The organism is Streptomyces sp. NPDC040610 (assembly GCF_055594065.1).
The window spans coordinates 130,630-144,486 of sequence record NZ_JBVIXA010000004.1; the positions used below are offsets into that span (position 1 = coordinate 130,630).

13 protein-coding genes and 1 tRNA gene are annotated in these 13,857 nt (G+C 71.6%); 8 read left to right on the plus strand and 6 right to left on the minus strand.

The features are described 5' to 3' along the window. Window positions 1-121 precede the first annotated feature (121 nt). Complete coding sequence (locus tag ACZ6AA_RS16465) at window positions 122-1,063, plus strand: L,D-transpeptidase (RefSeq protein ID WP_468482858.1); 942 nt, start codon at window positions 122-124, stop codon at window positions 1,061-1,063. Window positions 1,064-1,078: 15 nt separating this feature from the next. Here ACZ6AA_RS16465 and ACZ6AA_RS16470 read toward each other — a convergent pair. Next, window positions 1,079-1,153 (minus strand) — tRNA-Cys (locus ACZ6AA_RS16470). A 300-nt stretch (window positions 1,154-1,453) separates the two neighbouring features. Here ACZ6AA_RS16470 and ACZ6AA_RS16475 point away from each other — a divergent pair. Continuing rightward, on the plus strand, window positions 1,454-2,197 hold the full coding sequence (locus ACZ6AA_RS16475) for a Scr1 family TA system antitoxin-like transcriptional regulator (RefSeq protein ID WP_471458573.1): 744 nt from the start codon (window positions 1,454-1,456) through the stop codon (window positions 2,195-2,197). Here ACZ6AA_RS16475 and melC2 read toward each other — a convergent pair. Together melC2 and melC1 are read right to left on the minus strand one after the other, a co-directional pair. After that, complete coding sequence (melC2, locus tag ACZ6AA_RS16480; RefSeq protein ID WP_471458575.1) at window positions 2,179-3,006, minus strand: tyrosinase MelC2; 828 nt, start codon at window positions 3,004-3,006, stop codon at window positions 2,179-2,181. The genes ACZ6AA_RS16475 and melC2 overlap by 19 nt on opposite strands. A 16-nt stretch (window positions 3,007-3,022) precedes the next feature. Further along, window positions 3,023-3,469 (minus strand): apotyrosinase chaperone MelC1, encoded by a 447-nt coding sequence (gene melC1, locus ACZ6AA_RS16485; protein WP_471458577.1) that lies wholly within the window; start codon window positions 3,467-3,469, stop codon window positions 3,023-3,025. Window positions 3,470-3,878: 409 nt separating this feature from the next. On the opposite strand from melC1, the gene ACZ6AA_RS16490 reads away from it, so the two are divergent. The 6 genes from ACZ6AA_RS16490 (at window position 3,879) to ACZ6AA_RS16515 (ending at window position 11,201) form a co-directional block, all read left to right on the plus strand. After that, a complete protein-coding gene (locus ACZ6AA_RS16490) occupies window positions 3,879-4,595 on the plus strand; it encodes a hypothetical protein (RefSeq protein ID WP_471458578.1) in 717 nt (238 codons plus the stop codon). A gap of 122 nt (window positions 4,596-4,717) precedes the next feature. After that, window positions 4,718-5,590: a hypothetical protein gene (locus ACZ6AA_RS16495; protein WP_471458580.1), complete on the plus strand. Its 873-nt coding sequence runs from the start codon at window positions 4,718-4,720 to the stop codon at window positions 5,588-5,590. A gap of 147 nt (window positions 5,591-5,737) precedes the next feature. After that, window positions 5,738-7,213 carry an MFS transporter gene (locus tag ACZ6AA_RS16500; protein ID WP_468449998.1) on the plus strand — a complete coding sequence of 492 codons (1,476 nt, stop codon included), beginning with the start codon at window positions 5,738-5,740 and terminating at the stop codon, window positions 7,211-7,213. 272 nt (window positions 7,214-7,485) lie between these two features. Beyond that, entirely contained in the window at window positions 7,486-9,279 is a 1,794-nt protein-coding gene (locus ACZ6AA_RS16505) for a DEAD/DEAH box helicase (RefSeq protein WP_030358367.1), read from the plus strand. A gap of 338 nt (window positions 9,280-9,617) precedes the next feature. Then, the gene (locus tag ACZ6AA_RS16510) at window positions 9,618-10,259 is read left to right on the plus strand and encodes an IclR family transcriptional regulator (RefSeq protein WP_087884308.1); all 642 of its coding nucleotides are present in this window, start codon (window positions 9,618-9,620) and stop codon (window positions 10,257-10,259) included. A gap of 132 nt (window positions 10,260-10,391) precedes the next feature. Further along, window positions 10,392-11,201, plus strand: a complete 810-nt coding sequence (locus ACZ6AA_RS16515) for a S16 family serine protease (RefSeq protein ID WP_468449997.1) — start codon at window positions 10,392-10,394, stop codon at window positions 11,199-11,201. Window positions 11,202-11,355: 154 nt separating this feature from the next. Here the strand turns inward: ACZ6AA_RS16515 and ACZ6AA_RS16520 are convergent, their stop codons facing one another. The 3 genes from ACZ6AA_RS16520 to ACZ6AA_RS16530 all read right to left on the minus strand — a co-directional run bounded on the left by ACZ6AA_RS16520 (window position 11,356) and on the right by ACZ6AA_RS16530 (window position 13,852). Then, the gene (locus tag ACZ6AA_RS16520; RefSeq protein ID WP_471458583.1) at window positions 11,356-11,967 is read right to left on the minus strand and encodes an ArsR/SmtB family transcription factor; all 612 of its coding nucleotides are present in this window, start codon (window positions 11,965-11,967) and stop codon (window positions 11,356-11,358) included. A 101-nt stretch (window positions 11,968-12,068) separates the two neighbouring features. Beyond that, window positions 12,069-13,049, minus strand: a complete 981-nt coding sequence (locus tag ACZ6AA_RS16525) for a glycine betaine ABC transporter substrate-binding protein (protein ID WP_471458585.1) — start codon at window positions 13,047-13,049, stop codon at window positions 12,069-12,071. After that, on the minus strand, window positions 13,046-13,852 hold the full coding sequence (locus ACZ6AA_RS16530) for an ABC transporter permease (RefSeq protein WP_468450246.1): 807 nt from the start codon (window positions 13,850-13,852) through the stop codon (window positions 13,046-13,048). The genes ACZ6AA_RS16525 and ACZ6AA_RS16530 overlap by 4 nt, the downstream gene beginning before the upstream one ends. Window positions 13,853-13,857: the final 5 nt, after the last annotated feature.

The window sequence follows — 13,857 nt, forward strand, 5'->3', positions numbered from 1 at the left end:
TTCCCACCAGCCCCGAATTTCTCCCGCACGCCCCATGCAACCCGCCGGTCTCCGCCGTGCGTATGGGTGGCGTACATGGAAACACACCGGCCCAGGCCGGAACACCACACAGGGGGACCCGATGGCCAGGCGCACCAGAATCCGTCACGTCGTACGCGGGGCGGCGGCCGCCGTGCTCTGCGCGGGCGTCCTCGCGGGCTGCTCGCTGGGTGGTGAGAGCGGGTCGGCGGCGCCGGAGGGGGACGACCGGAAGCCCGCCGCCGAGAAGCCGTCGCCCCGGGCGAAGCCGGTCGTGGAGCCAGTGGCGCTGCGCCGGGGCGGGGTGCGGGTGAACGTGGCGGACGGGCAGCGGGTGGGCGTCGGCATGCCGGTGTCGGTGACCTTCGACCGCCCGGTCCCTGCGGCCGAGCGGGCGGCGGTGGAGCGGCGCCTGAGGGTGCGCGCGAGCACGCCCACCACCGGCTCCTGGAGCTGGGTCAAGGACCGCAACCTGCACGAGGGCCAGCGGGTCGACTACCGCCCGAAGGCGTACTGGAAGCCCGGCACGAAGGTCACGGTCCGCGTGGGCTCGACCGTCGACCGCACCTTCACGGTGGCCCGCTCGCTGCTCGCCACCGTCGACGTCCGGACGCACACGATGACCGTGGTCAAGGACGGCGTGACGCGCCGCGTACCGATCACGGCGGGCGCGCCCGGCATGGACACCTGGAACGGCACGATGGTGGTCTCCGACAAGCAGCGCCGCGTCTTCATGGACTCCCGCACGGTCGGCTACGCGGACGCGTACGCCGGCTACTACAGCTACGCGGTCCACCTCACCACGTCCGGCACCTACCTCCACGAGAACCCGAAGGCCAACACCTACGCGGGCAACTCCAACGTCACCCACGGCTGCATAGGCCTCGCCACGGACGGCACGGCCCGCCGCTTCTACGAAGAGGTGATCCCCGGCGACGTCGTCCGCGTCACCGGCTCCAAGGAGACGGTGGCCCCCGGCAACGGCTACGGCGACTGGAACGTCTCGTGGGCCGACTGGCGAGCGGGCAGCGCCCTGAACTCCTGACCCTTTACGGGGACGTGGAGGCCGTGACCGGAATCGAACCGGTGTGCTTCGCTTTGCAGGCGAATCCCTAAACCACTCGGGCACACGGCCATGTCGTACTGACTCCCTCGACCGTAGGCGCGCCGCCCGCCCCACTCAACCCTGGCGCGGGCGCCGCAACGGGACTGCCATACGGCGTTCATGAACGGGGCCGCGCCGCGGCCGGTGGGCTCGGCCCTCTTCGCAGGCGTCGACCGGGCAACGCTGACTGGGCGAGGCGCCGTGCGGGCGGGTTTCTCGCGAGTCCTCCACCTTTCCCTGGAGGTCCAGGCCTGACCGCATCGCCTGCACGTAAGGTGACTGTCTCGTCGCTGTCCGGTGCCGTCCCGCCTGTGGGATGAGATCGCCTCGGTGGTCGAGGCGTTGGGCCACCAGCAGAAGCGGTGGCGTGTGGCCGCCGGTCTCAGCGCGGGGGAGTTCGGCGAGGCCATCGGGTACGGGGAGGACCTGGTCCGCAAGGTCGAGCGCGGGGCGCGGATTCCGCGCCCGGAGTACCTGGACGCGGCCGACCGGGTCCTCAAGGCCAACGGGTTCATCTCGGCGATGAGGGAGGAGATGGCCAAGGCGCGGTATCCGAAGCAGGTTCGGGAGCTGGCGAAGTTGGAGGAGCGCGCGGTTGAGTTGCTCCTGTACTGCAACCACAACCTGCATGGGTTGTTGCAGACGGAGGAGTACATGCGGGCTCTCTACGACATGAGGCAGCCCGCGCTCACGGAGGACGTGGTGGATCGTGAGGTGGAAGCGCGACTCAGTCGGCAGTCCATCTATGAGCGATCACCGGCCCCGGCGTTCGGCTTCGTCCTGGAAGAGTCGGCGCTGCTACGCCCGCTTGGCGGCGGAATGGTCTGGCGCCGACAGCTCGAACATCTGCTGGAGGTTGGGAGAAACATGACCCTCAACCCCACTGCCAGGGACGCCCGCGAGCTGAAGTGGTTCAAGAGCAGCTACAGCAGCGGCAGTGAGGGCGATAGCTGCGTCGAGGTCGCCCCCACCCTCACCACCATCCACGTACGCGACTCCAAGAACCGCCAAGGCCCCCACCTCGCGTTCGCGGCGGGGGCCTGGCATCAGTTCGTTCAGGCGGCCACGTCGTAGGTGTAGTACCGCGTGTGATCCAGCATGTCGGCCGGGGTGACGTCGCCCCACGGGCGCATCGTGTCGTTCAGGTCGACGACGTCGCGGGTGCCCGAGGCGGGCAGGTAGGGGGAGCCCGGGTGGCGGGACTGCCACTGGGTCCAGAGCTTGTCGACGTAGGCGTGGTGGAGCCAGAAGACCGGGTCGTTGGGGGAGGCGCCGGTGGCCATGTGGCCGCCGACCCAGACGTGGACGCGGTTGTGGAGGTTGACGCCGCGCCAGCCTTCGAGGTGGTTGCGGAAGCCGTCGGAGGCGCTGTTCCAGGGCGCCATGTCGTACGTGGACATGGCGAGGACGGAGTCGACCTCGGCCTTGGTGGGGAGTTGGCGGACGCCCGCGCCGAGGGACCGGCGCAGGAAGTCGCGGCCGTCGACGCGGACGTTGATGCGCCAGCCGTTGCCGGAGGAGGCGAAGGGGCCGTCGGTGACCTGGCTGTCGCGGCTGCGCCCGGTGCCGCCGAGGAAGTCGGGCGCCCAGAGGGACGCGGCCGGGGTGCGGTCGACGGTCCAGTCCCAGTAGGGGAGGGCGACGGAGGCGTCCACGGACTGCAGCGCCTGCTCGAACTGGATGAGGAAGCGGCGGTGCCAGGGCAGGAAGGACGGCGAACGGTGGCCGACGCGGTCGCCGTTGTCGGTGTCGCTCATGATGAAGTCGTTGTGGGTGCTGACGAAGGAGTCGTAGCGCCCGTCGCGCTTGAGGGCGAGCAGCGCGTTCACGAAGCGCCGCTTCTCGTCGGCGGTGAGCTGGGACTGGTTCTTGCGTACGGTCATGGTGGTGCTGCTCCGGTCAGGCGGCGGACGAGAACGAGGACGAGGACGCCGCGGATGCGGGCGGGGCGAGCGGGACGAGCGTGGCGCCCTGGAGCTCGACCACGGCCGCGCGGGCGAGTGCGCGCGGGGTGGCCCGCGGCTCGTAGTGGTTGATGACGCTGATCCACGTGCCGTCGGCGTTGCGCATGATGTGCAGTTCGTCGCCGTCTATGCGGACGGAGTAGCCGGCGCCGTGGCCCCCGTGGGCGCCCGCGTGGTGGCCGCCGTCGTGGGACGGCGCGCCCTGGATGCGGCGGCCGAGGTACACCTCGTCGAAGGCGTCGGGCGCGGCGCCCGGCTGGGCCTGGTCGTGGGCGTGCCGCTCGGTCGGCGTCGCCGAAGCGCGGGCCGCGCCGACGACGGCGAGACCGGCGGCGGCGCTCGCGGCGGCGCCGATGGCCCGGCGCCGGGTGATTCCGTACATGTGCAAAACCCCCAAGTGAACGTGGTGAACGGGCGGTTCCGGTGGTCGGCCGGACTGCCCAGGCCATGCGTACAGGGGGGAGGGCGCGGCGCCGCAATCGGCGGGAAGAGTTGCCCCTTATTACGGACAACTGCGGGTAAATAGTGCAGAGTTGGACGAGCGTAATTCTGCTGCGCATGCGTCCTGGCGGCGAGCAGACCGCAAATCCTGCACCTTGAGTGAGGGTAACGTGAAAGATCTTCACACATGCTCCATGGCGGGTGTGCCTGATCACAGGGAAAAACTGGCCTGAAGGTTCGCTGCCCGAGGGCTGCACGAGACTGGTGTGTGCGGTGTATGGGGGCGAGTGAGTAGGGCGCTGAGTAGGCGTACTCAGGGCTCGGCGCGGCGGGGCGGCGAGTCTTGGCGCATGACTACAGCGCCCCCGATTCCGCCGACGCCCCCGCAGCCGTACGCGCACTACCCGCAGCCGCCGCGGCCCGCGGGCGGCCGCCGGGGCAGGACCACCCTGGTCGTCGTGGTCGTGGTCCTCGCGGTGGTCGCCGCGGGCCTCGGCACCTGGTGGTGGGCGCGGGACGGCGACGGGGGGCCGCTCGCGGGGCGGCCGCGGGTGACGGACGCCAAGGCGGGGATGTCGTACGGGATCCCCGAGGGGTGGGAACGCAACGACAAGAAGGGGGGCTTGATCGGCGCGTTCACGTCGTCGATCGCCTCGAAGGGCAAGGGGCTCGCGGCCTCGGCGGCGGAAGGGAACGAGGAGGAGGGTGGCGGGGTCGTGCTCGCGGGGCGGTCGGGGGCGGTGCCCGAGTCCTCGCTGAAGAGCGAGACGGAACGCGCGGCGCGCTCCAACGCGGAGTTCTTCTACCCGGAAGGATCCTCGGAGTTCAAGGACTCCGAGGCGACCACGGTCGACGGCCGCCCCGCCCACACGGTGGCGCTCGCGGTGCGCGACGGCGAGGGCGGCACGGCCCATCTGCGGCTGACGCTCGTCTCGGTGGACGGCAGCCGGTCCGCGTTCCTGCTGGGGATCGCCACGCCCGGGACGGGCACGGGTCCGTACGCGGACAAGGGGCCGGTGGACGAGGAGACGGTGGACGACGTGGTGGCGAGCGCGGAGCTGAACTGAGGCTCCCCGGGCTCGGCCCTGCCGAACCGCCTTCCGGCTGGCTCAAATTGCACTTGCAATGAACATGCCCGGGCCGTTTGGCTGGACAGTCTGTTGTCTGAGTGACGGGGGAGGAACCACAGATGACGCAGCCGTGGCAGGGTGGGGGATTCGGGCCGCCTCCGGACGCGCGGGGCCCGTACGCGCCGCCACCGCAGGGCGCGTACGACACGCAGCGGCCGTCGGCCGACAACCCGTACGCGCAGCCGCAGGCGGACCCCTACGCCCAGCCGAACGCCCAACCGCCCTACGGCGGTTACCCGCCGCAGTACCCCACCCCCGACGGCGGCGGCCCGAAGCGCAGGGGATGGCTGGTCGTCACGGCCGCCGTGGCCGCCCTCGCCGTGATCGGCGGCGGGGTCTGGTTCGCGGTCGGCAAGGGTGACGGCGACGGGGAGTCGAAGCAGCCCGCCGCCGAGGCCGACCGGAGCGCGGGCGCCGAGCCCCGGCCGAGCGAGACACCGCGCGCGGAGGAGTCGGACGGCGCGGGGGAGTCCGACGACCCGTACGCCGACCCCGACTCCGGGGAGGGCGAGGACGAGCCCGGCGGCGGGCCCACCGGGACCACCCTCGTCGGGTTCTGGCGCTCGGAGAAGCCGGGCGGCGGGATCCTCGGGCTGCGCGACAGCCCCGACACGACGAAGCCGAAGAAGGCCTCGGTCTCACTCCTCGACGACGGCCGCTGCACCGGCCTGCGACGCGTGATCGAGGCGGGCCGCTCGTACCGGATCGGTCTGCTCTGCGAGCGCGACAAGAAGGAGATCTACGGGAACCTCGTCTTCTCCGGCGGCGACACCCTGACCGTCACCTGGGACCAGGGCAGGACCGGCAAGGAGACGTACAAGCGGTTCCTGGACTGGTCGGAGGACGGGGCGGGCGGCGGCGGGGACTCGGGAAGCGGGGGGTCGGGGTCCGGGGGCGCGGGTTCCGGGGACTCGGGGTCCGTGGGGATCTGAGCGCGTGGAGTCGGCGGTACGCGGGGGTGCGGGCGCGCGGAGTCGCGCGTACGCCTGCGCGGGCGTCGGGTCGTACGACCAAGGGACGAGGGGGCGGCCTTCTCCGGACAGGGGTCAAAGTCCGTTGTGGCTCTTACCGTGACTGGCATGACCAGCCCCGACCCGCGCGACACCGATGTCGCCTCCGCCCCGTCCGTCGACACGGACCCGCCCGAGCCGCAAGGCGGTGTCCTCGGCAGGCCGCATCGCGCGCTCAGCATCGGCATCGTCTCCGTCGTCCTGCTCATCGCCTTCGAGGCGACCGCCGTCGGGACGGCGATGCCCGTGGCGGCGCGGGAGTTGGACGGGGTGTCGCTGTACGCGTTCGCGTTCTCCGGGTACTTCACGACGAGCCTGTTCGGGATGGTGCTCTCGGGGCAGTGGGCCGACCGGCGGGGGCCGCTCGGGCCGCTCGCCGTGGGGATCAGCGCGTTCGCGGCGGGGCTCGTGCTGTCCGGCACGGCGGCCGTGATGTGGATGTTCATCCTGGGGCGGGCCGTGCAGGGGCTCGGCGGCGGGCTCGTGATCGTTTCGCTGTACGTCATCGTCAGCCGGGCCTACCCGGAGCGGCTGCGGGCGCCCGTCCTCGCCGCGTTCGCCGCGTGCTGGGTGGTGCCGTCGGTCGTGGGGCCGCTCATCGCCGGGACCGTCACCGAGCATCTCGGGTGGCGGTGGGTGTTCGTGGGGATACCGGTGCTCGTCGTGGCGCCGCTGGTGCTCGCGCTGCCCGCGATACGGCGGACCGCGTCGGGGCCCGTCGACCCCGACGCGCCCGTCGAGGCGTTCGACCGGCAGCGGATTCGGCTCGCGCTGGGGATCTCGGTGGGGGCGGGGCTGCTCCAGTACGCGGGGCAGGACCTGCGGTGGCTCTCGCTGCTCCCCGCCGCGGTGGGCGTCGCCCTCCTCGTCCCCGCCGTCCTCGGGCTGCTGCCGCGCGGCACCTACCGGGCCGCGCGCGGGCTGCCCTCCGTCGTGCTGCTGCGCGGCATCGCGTCCGGGGCCTTCGTCGCCGCCGAGTCCTTCGTGCCGCTGATGCTGGTCACCGAGCGGGGGCTCTCGCCCACGCTCGCGGGGTTCTCGCTCGCGGCGGGGGGTGCTTCGTGGGCGCTCGGGTCGTACGTGCAGTCGCGGCCGGGGACGGAGGTGCACCGGGGGCGGTTGGTCGCCCTCGGGATGGTGCTCGTCGCCGCGGCCATCGCTGCCGCGCCGAGCGTGCTGATCGACGCCGTGCCCGTGTGGATCGTCGCTGTCGCGTGGGGGGTCGGGTGCCTTGGCATGGGGCTGGTCATCGCCTCCACGAGTGTGCTGTTGCTGCGGTTGTCGGCGCCTGAGGACGCCGGGGCGAACTCGGCTTCGCTTCAGATATCCGACGGGCTTTCGAACGTGATTCTGCTGGCTGCGGGTGGGGCTGCGTTCGCCGCTCTTGGTGGGGGGACGGTGGGTGCCGGGCATGAGGTGGGGGAGGCCGGGGGGTCTCATCCGGGGGCGTTCACCGTGGTGTTCCTGCCCATGGCTGTGGTGGCGTTGGTGGGGGTCTGGGTGGCGACGCGGCTGCGTAGTCCCCAGGCCCGCCCCTTCCCGTAACCGGGGGCTGCTGCCCCCTGGGCCCCCGCTTCCCGGCACTCCGCGCCTCGTCCTCAAGCGCCGGACGGGCTGGATGGTTGCCGGGGCGGGCCGGGAGGGTGCGGGGCCGGGAGGCGTGACTGGGACGAGGCAGTCCTGCCGTGCTCGGGTGTGAGACGTGTCCCACCCGTCGCGCCTCCGGGGTCGTCAACCCGATGCCCCGGGGTCGCACCGGTAAGGTGGCCCGGTTGTCATACGTAGCCGTGCCGCCGAACCCGAACGAACCGGAGACCGTGACTACCACCGCCGCCTCCTCGTCACACCACCTTTCCCCCGCGTTCCCGGGCCGCGCCCCCTGGGGCACCGCCAGCAAGCTGCGTGCCTGGCAGCAGGGGGCGATGGAGAAGTACCTCCAGGAGCAGCCGCGCGACTTCCTCGCGGTCGCCACGCCCGGCGCCGGCAAGACGACGTTCGCGCTGACGCTCGCGTCCTGGCTGCTGCACCACCACGTGGTGCAGCAGGTGACCGTGGTCGCGCCCACGGAGCACCTGAAGAAGCAGTGGGCCGAGGCGGCCGCGCGGATAGGGATCAAGCTGGATCCCGAGTACAGCGCGGGACCGCTCAGCAAGGAGTACCAGGGCGTCGCCGTCACGTACGCCGGTGTCGGCGTGCGGCCCATGCTGCACCGGAACCGGGTGGAGCAGCGGAAGACGCTGGTGATCCTGGATGAGATCCACCACGCGGGGGACAGCAAGTCCTGGGGCGAGGCCTGTCTGGAGGCCTTCGAGCCCGCCACCCGGCGGCTCGCGCTCACCGGTACGCCCTTCCGGTCCGACACCAACCCCATCCCCTTCGTCGTGTACGAGGAGGGCAACGACGGCATCCGGCGGTCGGCCGCCGACTACACGTACGGCTACGGGAGCGCGCTGGGCGACGGCGTCGTCCGGCCGGTCATCTTCCTCTCGTACTCCGGCAACATGCGCTGGCGTACGAAGGCCGGTGACGAGATCGCCGCCCGCCTCGGCGAGCCCATGACCAAGGACGCCGTCTCGCAGGCCTGGCGCACCGCCCTCGACCCGCGCGGCGACTGGATGCCGAACGTCCTGAAGGCCGCCGACCGGCGCCTCGGCGAGGTGCGCAAGGCCATCCCGGACGCCGGTGGCCTCGTCATCGCCTCCGACCAGGACTCCGCGCGCGCCTACGCCAAGCTGATCCGGGAGATCACCGGCACCAAGGCCACCCTCGTGCTCTCCGACGACGCCGGGGCCTCCAAGCGCATCGACGACTTCAGCGGCAGCGACGAGCGGTGGATGGTCGCGGTGCGGATGGTGTCGGAGGGCGTCGACGTGCCGCGGCTCGCGGTGGGTGTGTACGCGACGACCATTTCGACTCCGCTGTTCTTCGCCCAGGCCGTCGGGCGTTTCGTGCGTTCCCGGCGGCGCGGCGAGACCGCCTCCGTCTTCCTGCCCACCGTCCCCGACCTGCTCGGCTTCGCCAACGAGATGGAGGTCGAGCGCGACCACGTGCTCGACCGGCCGAAGAAGCACGGCGAGGAGGACCCCTACGCCGAGTCCGAGCAGGAGATGGACGAGGCCAACAAGCAGCAGGACGAGGACACGGGCGAGCAGGAGCAGTTCTCCTTCGAGGCCCTGGAGTCCGAGGCCGTCTTCGACCGCGTCCTCTACGACGGTGCCGAATTCGGCATGCAGGCCCATCCGGGGAGCGAGGAGGAGCAGGACTACCTGGGGATTCCCGGGCTCCTCGAACCCGACCAGGTGCAACTGCTGCTCCAGAAGCGGCAGGCCCGGCAGATCGCCCACAGCAAGAAGAAGCCCGCCGAGGAGGCCGACCTCCTCGAACTCCCCGCCGAGCGGCGGCCCGTGGTCTCCCACAAGGAGATGCTCGAACTGCGCAAGCAGCTCAACACCATGGTCGGCGCGTACTCCCACCAGAGCGGCAAGCCCCACGGCGTGATCCACACCGAGCTGCGCCGCACCTGCGGGGGCCCGCCGAGCGCGGAGGCCACCGCCGGGCAGCTGCGGCAGCGGGTCGCCAAGGTGCAGGAGTGGGCCACCCGGATGCGGTGAGGGGTTCGCCCTCCCGTGCGGGGCCGTTCGCCCTCCCGTGCGGGGCCGTACGCCCGCCCTTGGCGAGCGGTACGCCGCCGGTACTCCGTCCCGTAGGGAATCGTGCGCTCCGCGTGTAGACGTTGTGCACGCAGCGTCCATATGCGACGGGATCTATCGGGATGTTCCGGTCTCTCTTTCCCTCCCCTTGACCGGATTCTGGACGGAGTCTTCCGCTGAGCGGGACGCCCTCGCTACTGTCCCCGCTACACAACGCCCCGTGGCAGCGTCGCCCCGGAGCGCGTCCGGTGCCCGCCGCCAGGGGGCCGTCGACCCTCACCACTAAAGGAGTGGGCGTCGTGACAGCGGAGACATCTCAGACGCTCGACCGAGGACTGCGCGTCCTCAAGCTGCTCGCCGACACCGACCACGGCCTGACCGTCACCGAGCTGTCCAACAAGCTCGGCGTGAACCGCACCGTGGTGTACCGCCTGCTCGCCACGCTCGAACAACACGCTCTCGTACGGCGCGACTTGGGCGGTCGCGCCCGCGTCGGGCTCGGTGTGCTGCGGCTCGGCCGGCAGGTCCACCCGCTCGTCCGCGAGGCCGCGCTGCCCGCCCTGCGCGCCCTGGCCGAGGACATCGGCGCCACCGCCCACCTCACCCTCGTCGACGGCACCGAGGCGCTCGCCGTCGCGGTCGTCGAGCCGACCTGGACCGATTACCACGTGGCGTACCGCACCGGCTTCCGGCACCCGCTGGACCGGGGCGCCGCGGGCAAGGCGATCCTTGCGGCCCGCCAGGCCCAGATCACCGACCCCGGGTACGCCCTCACCCACGGTGAGCTGGAGGCCGGGGCGAGCGGCGCCGCGGCCCCCCTGGTCGGGGTGACCGGGATAGAGGGGAGCGTCGGGGTCGTCATGCTGGCGGACTCGGTGCCGGAGCGGGTGGGGCCGCGGGTGGTGGACGCGGCCCGTGAAGTGGCCGACGCGCTGCGCTGAGGCCGCGCGGGCGTGCGGGGCGATCCCGGCCTCGCGCCCGGGCGGCCCGCCGCGCCGCCGATCGCGGCCTGCGGCCCGGCTCGTCCTCAAGCGCCGGACGGGCTGATTCTCCGCTCGCGTTAGATTGGACGCGTGCTGTCTCGTCTCGCTCGTCTGAGCCGCCCCAAGGCCCTGGCCGTCGCCGCCGTCCCCCTCGTCGGCCTGCTCGCCGTCGTCGCGCTCGCGCCGCTGCCCTTCGCCGTCGCCCAGCCGGGCGGCACCGCCGACGTGCTCGGAAAGTACGAGGGCAAGCCCGTCCTCAAGATCAGCGGAGCGCCGACGCGGGAGACCAAGGGCGAGCTGCGCATGACGACCATCGTGGCGACCGGGCCGCAGATGGACGTGCGGCTCGGCGACGTCATCGACGGCTGGTTCCGTACGGACCGGGCCGTGATGCCGAAGGACTCCGTCTACCCCGACGGCGACAACGTCAAGGAAGTCGAGAAGCACAACCTCGGCGACATGCGCGAGTCCCAGGACGACGCCACGAAGGCGGCACTCGGCCATCTGCGGGCGAACGGCGTGGACGGCACCGACAAGATCGACGTGACGGCCGACCTCGGCAAGATCGGCGGGCCGAGCGCTGGCCTGTTCCTGGCGCTCGGCATCATCGACAAGCTGGACGGCGACGGCAGCGGGGGCGACCTGACCGGCGGCCGCACCATCGCGGGCACCGGCACCATCTCCGCGAGCGGCAAGGTCGGCCCGGTCGGCGGCGTCGCCATGAAGACCCAGGCCGCGGCCCGCGACGGGGCCACGGTCTTCCTCGTGCCCAAGGCCGAGTGCTCGGACGCCGAGGCCGAGAAGCCGAAGGGCCTCCGGCTGGTCCCGGTGACTACGCTGGCGAGTACGGTCGACTCGCTGCGAGCCCTGCAGAAGGGCGAGAAGGTCCCGAGCTGCTGACCAGGAGCAGGCCCAACTCGACCAGCGTCCAGCCCAGTTGGGCACGCAGCGGCGCCTCGCGCGGCTGTCGCCGGGTGGGGGTCGCGCGAGTTAAGTCCGCCGCGCGGGCATGGTGGAGCATCAGATGTACGTCGGGGTGCATCGCGGGGGCCTCTCAGTCCGTGGGCCGGGTCGGGATCAGGTGGCTGTGCAGGCGGACCTTGGCGGTGTTCGGGGTGCCGTCCTCCGGTGCCAACGGTCGGTAGCTCTCGACGAGTTCGTGCATCTTCGCCTTGAGCTCGGCCGCCAGCGCGGGCGTCAGGTTCAGGGTGAAGTCGCTGATGTCCGAGGCCTCGACCCACTCCTCCGACCAGTCCTGCCCGGTGGCGATCCAGGTGGCGACCTCCGCGGCGTGGTTCCCCGCGTGCTCGTGCATGAACGTGGAGTAGGCGCCGCGCACTTCGGGGTCGGCGTCCCGCGCGAAGTCGTTGTCCACGTGCGTGCCGTCGTACGTCGCGCGCCACCACCGCTCGCGGCCCTTGCCGCGCTCCGGGTCGTCCTCGGCGAAGCCGTACTCCGCGAGCTGGCGCAGGTGGTAGCTCGTCGCGCCGCTCGACTCGCCCAGGCGCTCGGCCAGTTGGGAGGCCGTCGCCGGTCCGTCCAGGCGCAGCGAGCCGAGGATCCGCATGCGCAGGGGGTGGGCGATCCCGCGCAGCGCGCGCGGGTCGAGATGGCGGACCTTGCGGTCCGGTGCCGCCTGCTCCGGCGGCTGGGACTTCTCCGTCATGCTCCGCAGCCTACGCATGCAAAGACTCCGTTGCAACGCTTTCTTTGCAACGAAGTCTTTGGAAGCTCCTGGAGGGCGGCGGCACCCGCCACCGCCCCCGGCTACTCCTTGACGAAGCCCTCCTCCACCATCCAGTCCTTCGCCACCTCGTGCGGGTCCTGCCCGTCCACGTCCACCTTCGCGTTCAGCTCCCGCGCCACCGTGTTGTCGAGCTTCTTCGTCACGGGGGCCAGGACGTCGGCGATCTCCGGGTACTTCTTCATGGTCTTGCTGTTGATCTCGGGGGCGGCGTTGTAGTTGGGGAAGAAGCGCTTGTCGTCGGCCATCGGCGTCAGGTTCATCGCCTTGATGCGGCCGTCGGTGGTGAAGACCTCGCCGTAGGTGCAACTGCCCTTCTCGGCCTGGGTGTAGATGATCCCGGTGTCCATCTGCGTGATGTTCCCGGACGGCAGGCTCATGCCGTACTTCTTCTGCATGCCGGGCAGGCCGTCGGCGCGGTTGGCGAACTCGCCCTCCACGCACACCGTGACCGCTTTCGGGTCGGACTTGGACAGGGCGGCGACGTCGGAGAGGGTCTTCGTGCCGTACTTCTTGAGGTTGGACCGGTTCAGGGCCAGGGCGTAGGTGTTGTTCAGGGCCGCGGGCGCCAGCCAGGTCACGCCGTTCTTCGCGTCCGCCTTCCGTACGGCGTCCCACTGCTGCTGCGGGTCCGGGATGGGGGCGGAGTTGCCCAGATAGGTGATCCACGCGGTGCCCGTGTACTCGTACATGCCGTCCGCGTCCCCGCCCTTGACCGCCTCGCGCGCCCCGATGGAGCCCTGGATGCCGGTCCGGTCCAGGACGTCCGCCCCGGCCGCCTGGAAGGCGATGCCCATGATGGCGCCGAGGATCAGCTGCTCGGTGAACTCCTTGGAGGTGACGGTGAGATCGGCGCCCTCCAGGGGCTTGCCCTTCCCGACGATGCCCGGCTTCACGTCGTCCACCATCGGCGACCCGCTGGTGAGCCCGCACCCGGCGGCCACGAGCAGCACCCCGCCCACGGCCGCGAGCGCCTTCGTCCGCGCACTGGTCGCATGCCTCATGACCGCACCTCCAGACCGCGCGGGCTGAGCACCAGCTCGGCCAGCGAGGCCAGCCAGTCCACCAGCAGGGCGAGGACCACCGTCAGGATCGAGCCGAGCATCAGGACCGGCATGCGCTGATTGGTGATGCCCGTCGTGATCAGGACGCCGAGCCCGCCCCCGCCGCCGAAGGTCGCGAGCGTCGCCGTGCCCACGTTCAGGACGAGGGCCGTGCGCACGCCCGCGAGGATCAGCGGTACGGCCAGCGGGAGTTCGACCCTCGCGAGCACCCCGAGGGGGGACATGCCGATGCCGCGCGCGGCCTCCAGGAGCGTGGGGTCGTTGGCGCGCAGGCCCGCGATGGTGTTGGAGAGGACCGGCAGGACGGCGTAGATGATGATGCCCGTCAGGGCCGCCTTCTCGCCGATGCCCATCCAGATGACGAGCAGCGCGAGCAGGCCGATCGCCGGGGTCGCCTGGCCCATGTTGGCCAGGGCCATCGCCACCGGGGCGCCCTTGCGGAAGGCGCGCCGGGTGAGCAGGATCCCCAGCGGGATCGCGATGATCAGCACGAAGAACGTCGAGATCGCCGTCAGCTCGACGTGCTGGCGCAGCGCCTTGCCGACCTGCCCGTTGGACAGCGCGTTCTCGGAGATCGAGTCCAGGTCCGCCTGCTCGAACCAGAGCCAGGTGGCGAGGAGCACGGCCGCGAGGACCGCGGGCAGGACCGTCAGCTTCTGCCAGGTGATCCGGCGCGGCGGCTTCGCCGCGAGGGCGGGCGCGGGCGCCTCCTGCTCGGCCTCGCCCTCGTCGCGGAACGCCAGGCCCT

Bases quoted from the DNA above. Each gene is read 5' to 3' on its own strand.
- ACZ6AA_RS16465 (WP_468482858.1), top strand. From the start codon at position 122: ATGGCCAGGCGCACCAGAATCCGTCACGTCGTACGCGGGGCGGCGGCC.
- melC2 (WP_471458575.1), bottom strand. From the start codon at position 3,006: ATGACCGTACGCAAGAACCAGTCCCAGCTCACCGCCGACGAGAAGCGG.
- melC1 (WP_471458577.1), bottom strand. From the start codon at position 3,469: ATGTACGGAATCACCCGGCGCCGGGCCATCGGCGCCGCCGCGAGCGCC.
- ACZ6AA_RS16490 (WP_471458578.1), top strand. From the start codon at position 3,879: ATGACTACAGCGCCCCCGATTCCGCCGACGCCCCCGCAGCCGTACGCG.
- ACZ6AA_RS16495 (WP_471458580.1), top strand. From the start codon at position 4,718: ATGACGCAGCCGTGGCAGGGTGGGGGATTCGGGCCGCCTCCGGACGCG.
- ACZ6AA_RS16500 (WP_468449998.1), top strand. From the start codon at position 5,738: ATGACCAGCCCCGACCCGCGCGACACCGATGTCGCCTCCGCCCCGTCC.
- ACZ6AA_RS16520 (WP_471458583.1), bottom strand. From the start codon at position 11,967: ATGACGGAGAAGTCCCAGCCGCCGGAGCAGGCGGCACCGGACCGCAAG.
- ACZ6AA_RS16525 (WP_471458585.1), bottom strand. From the start codon at position 13,049: ATGAGGCATGCGACCAGTGCGCGGACGAAGGCGCTCGCGGCCGTGGGC.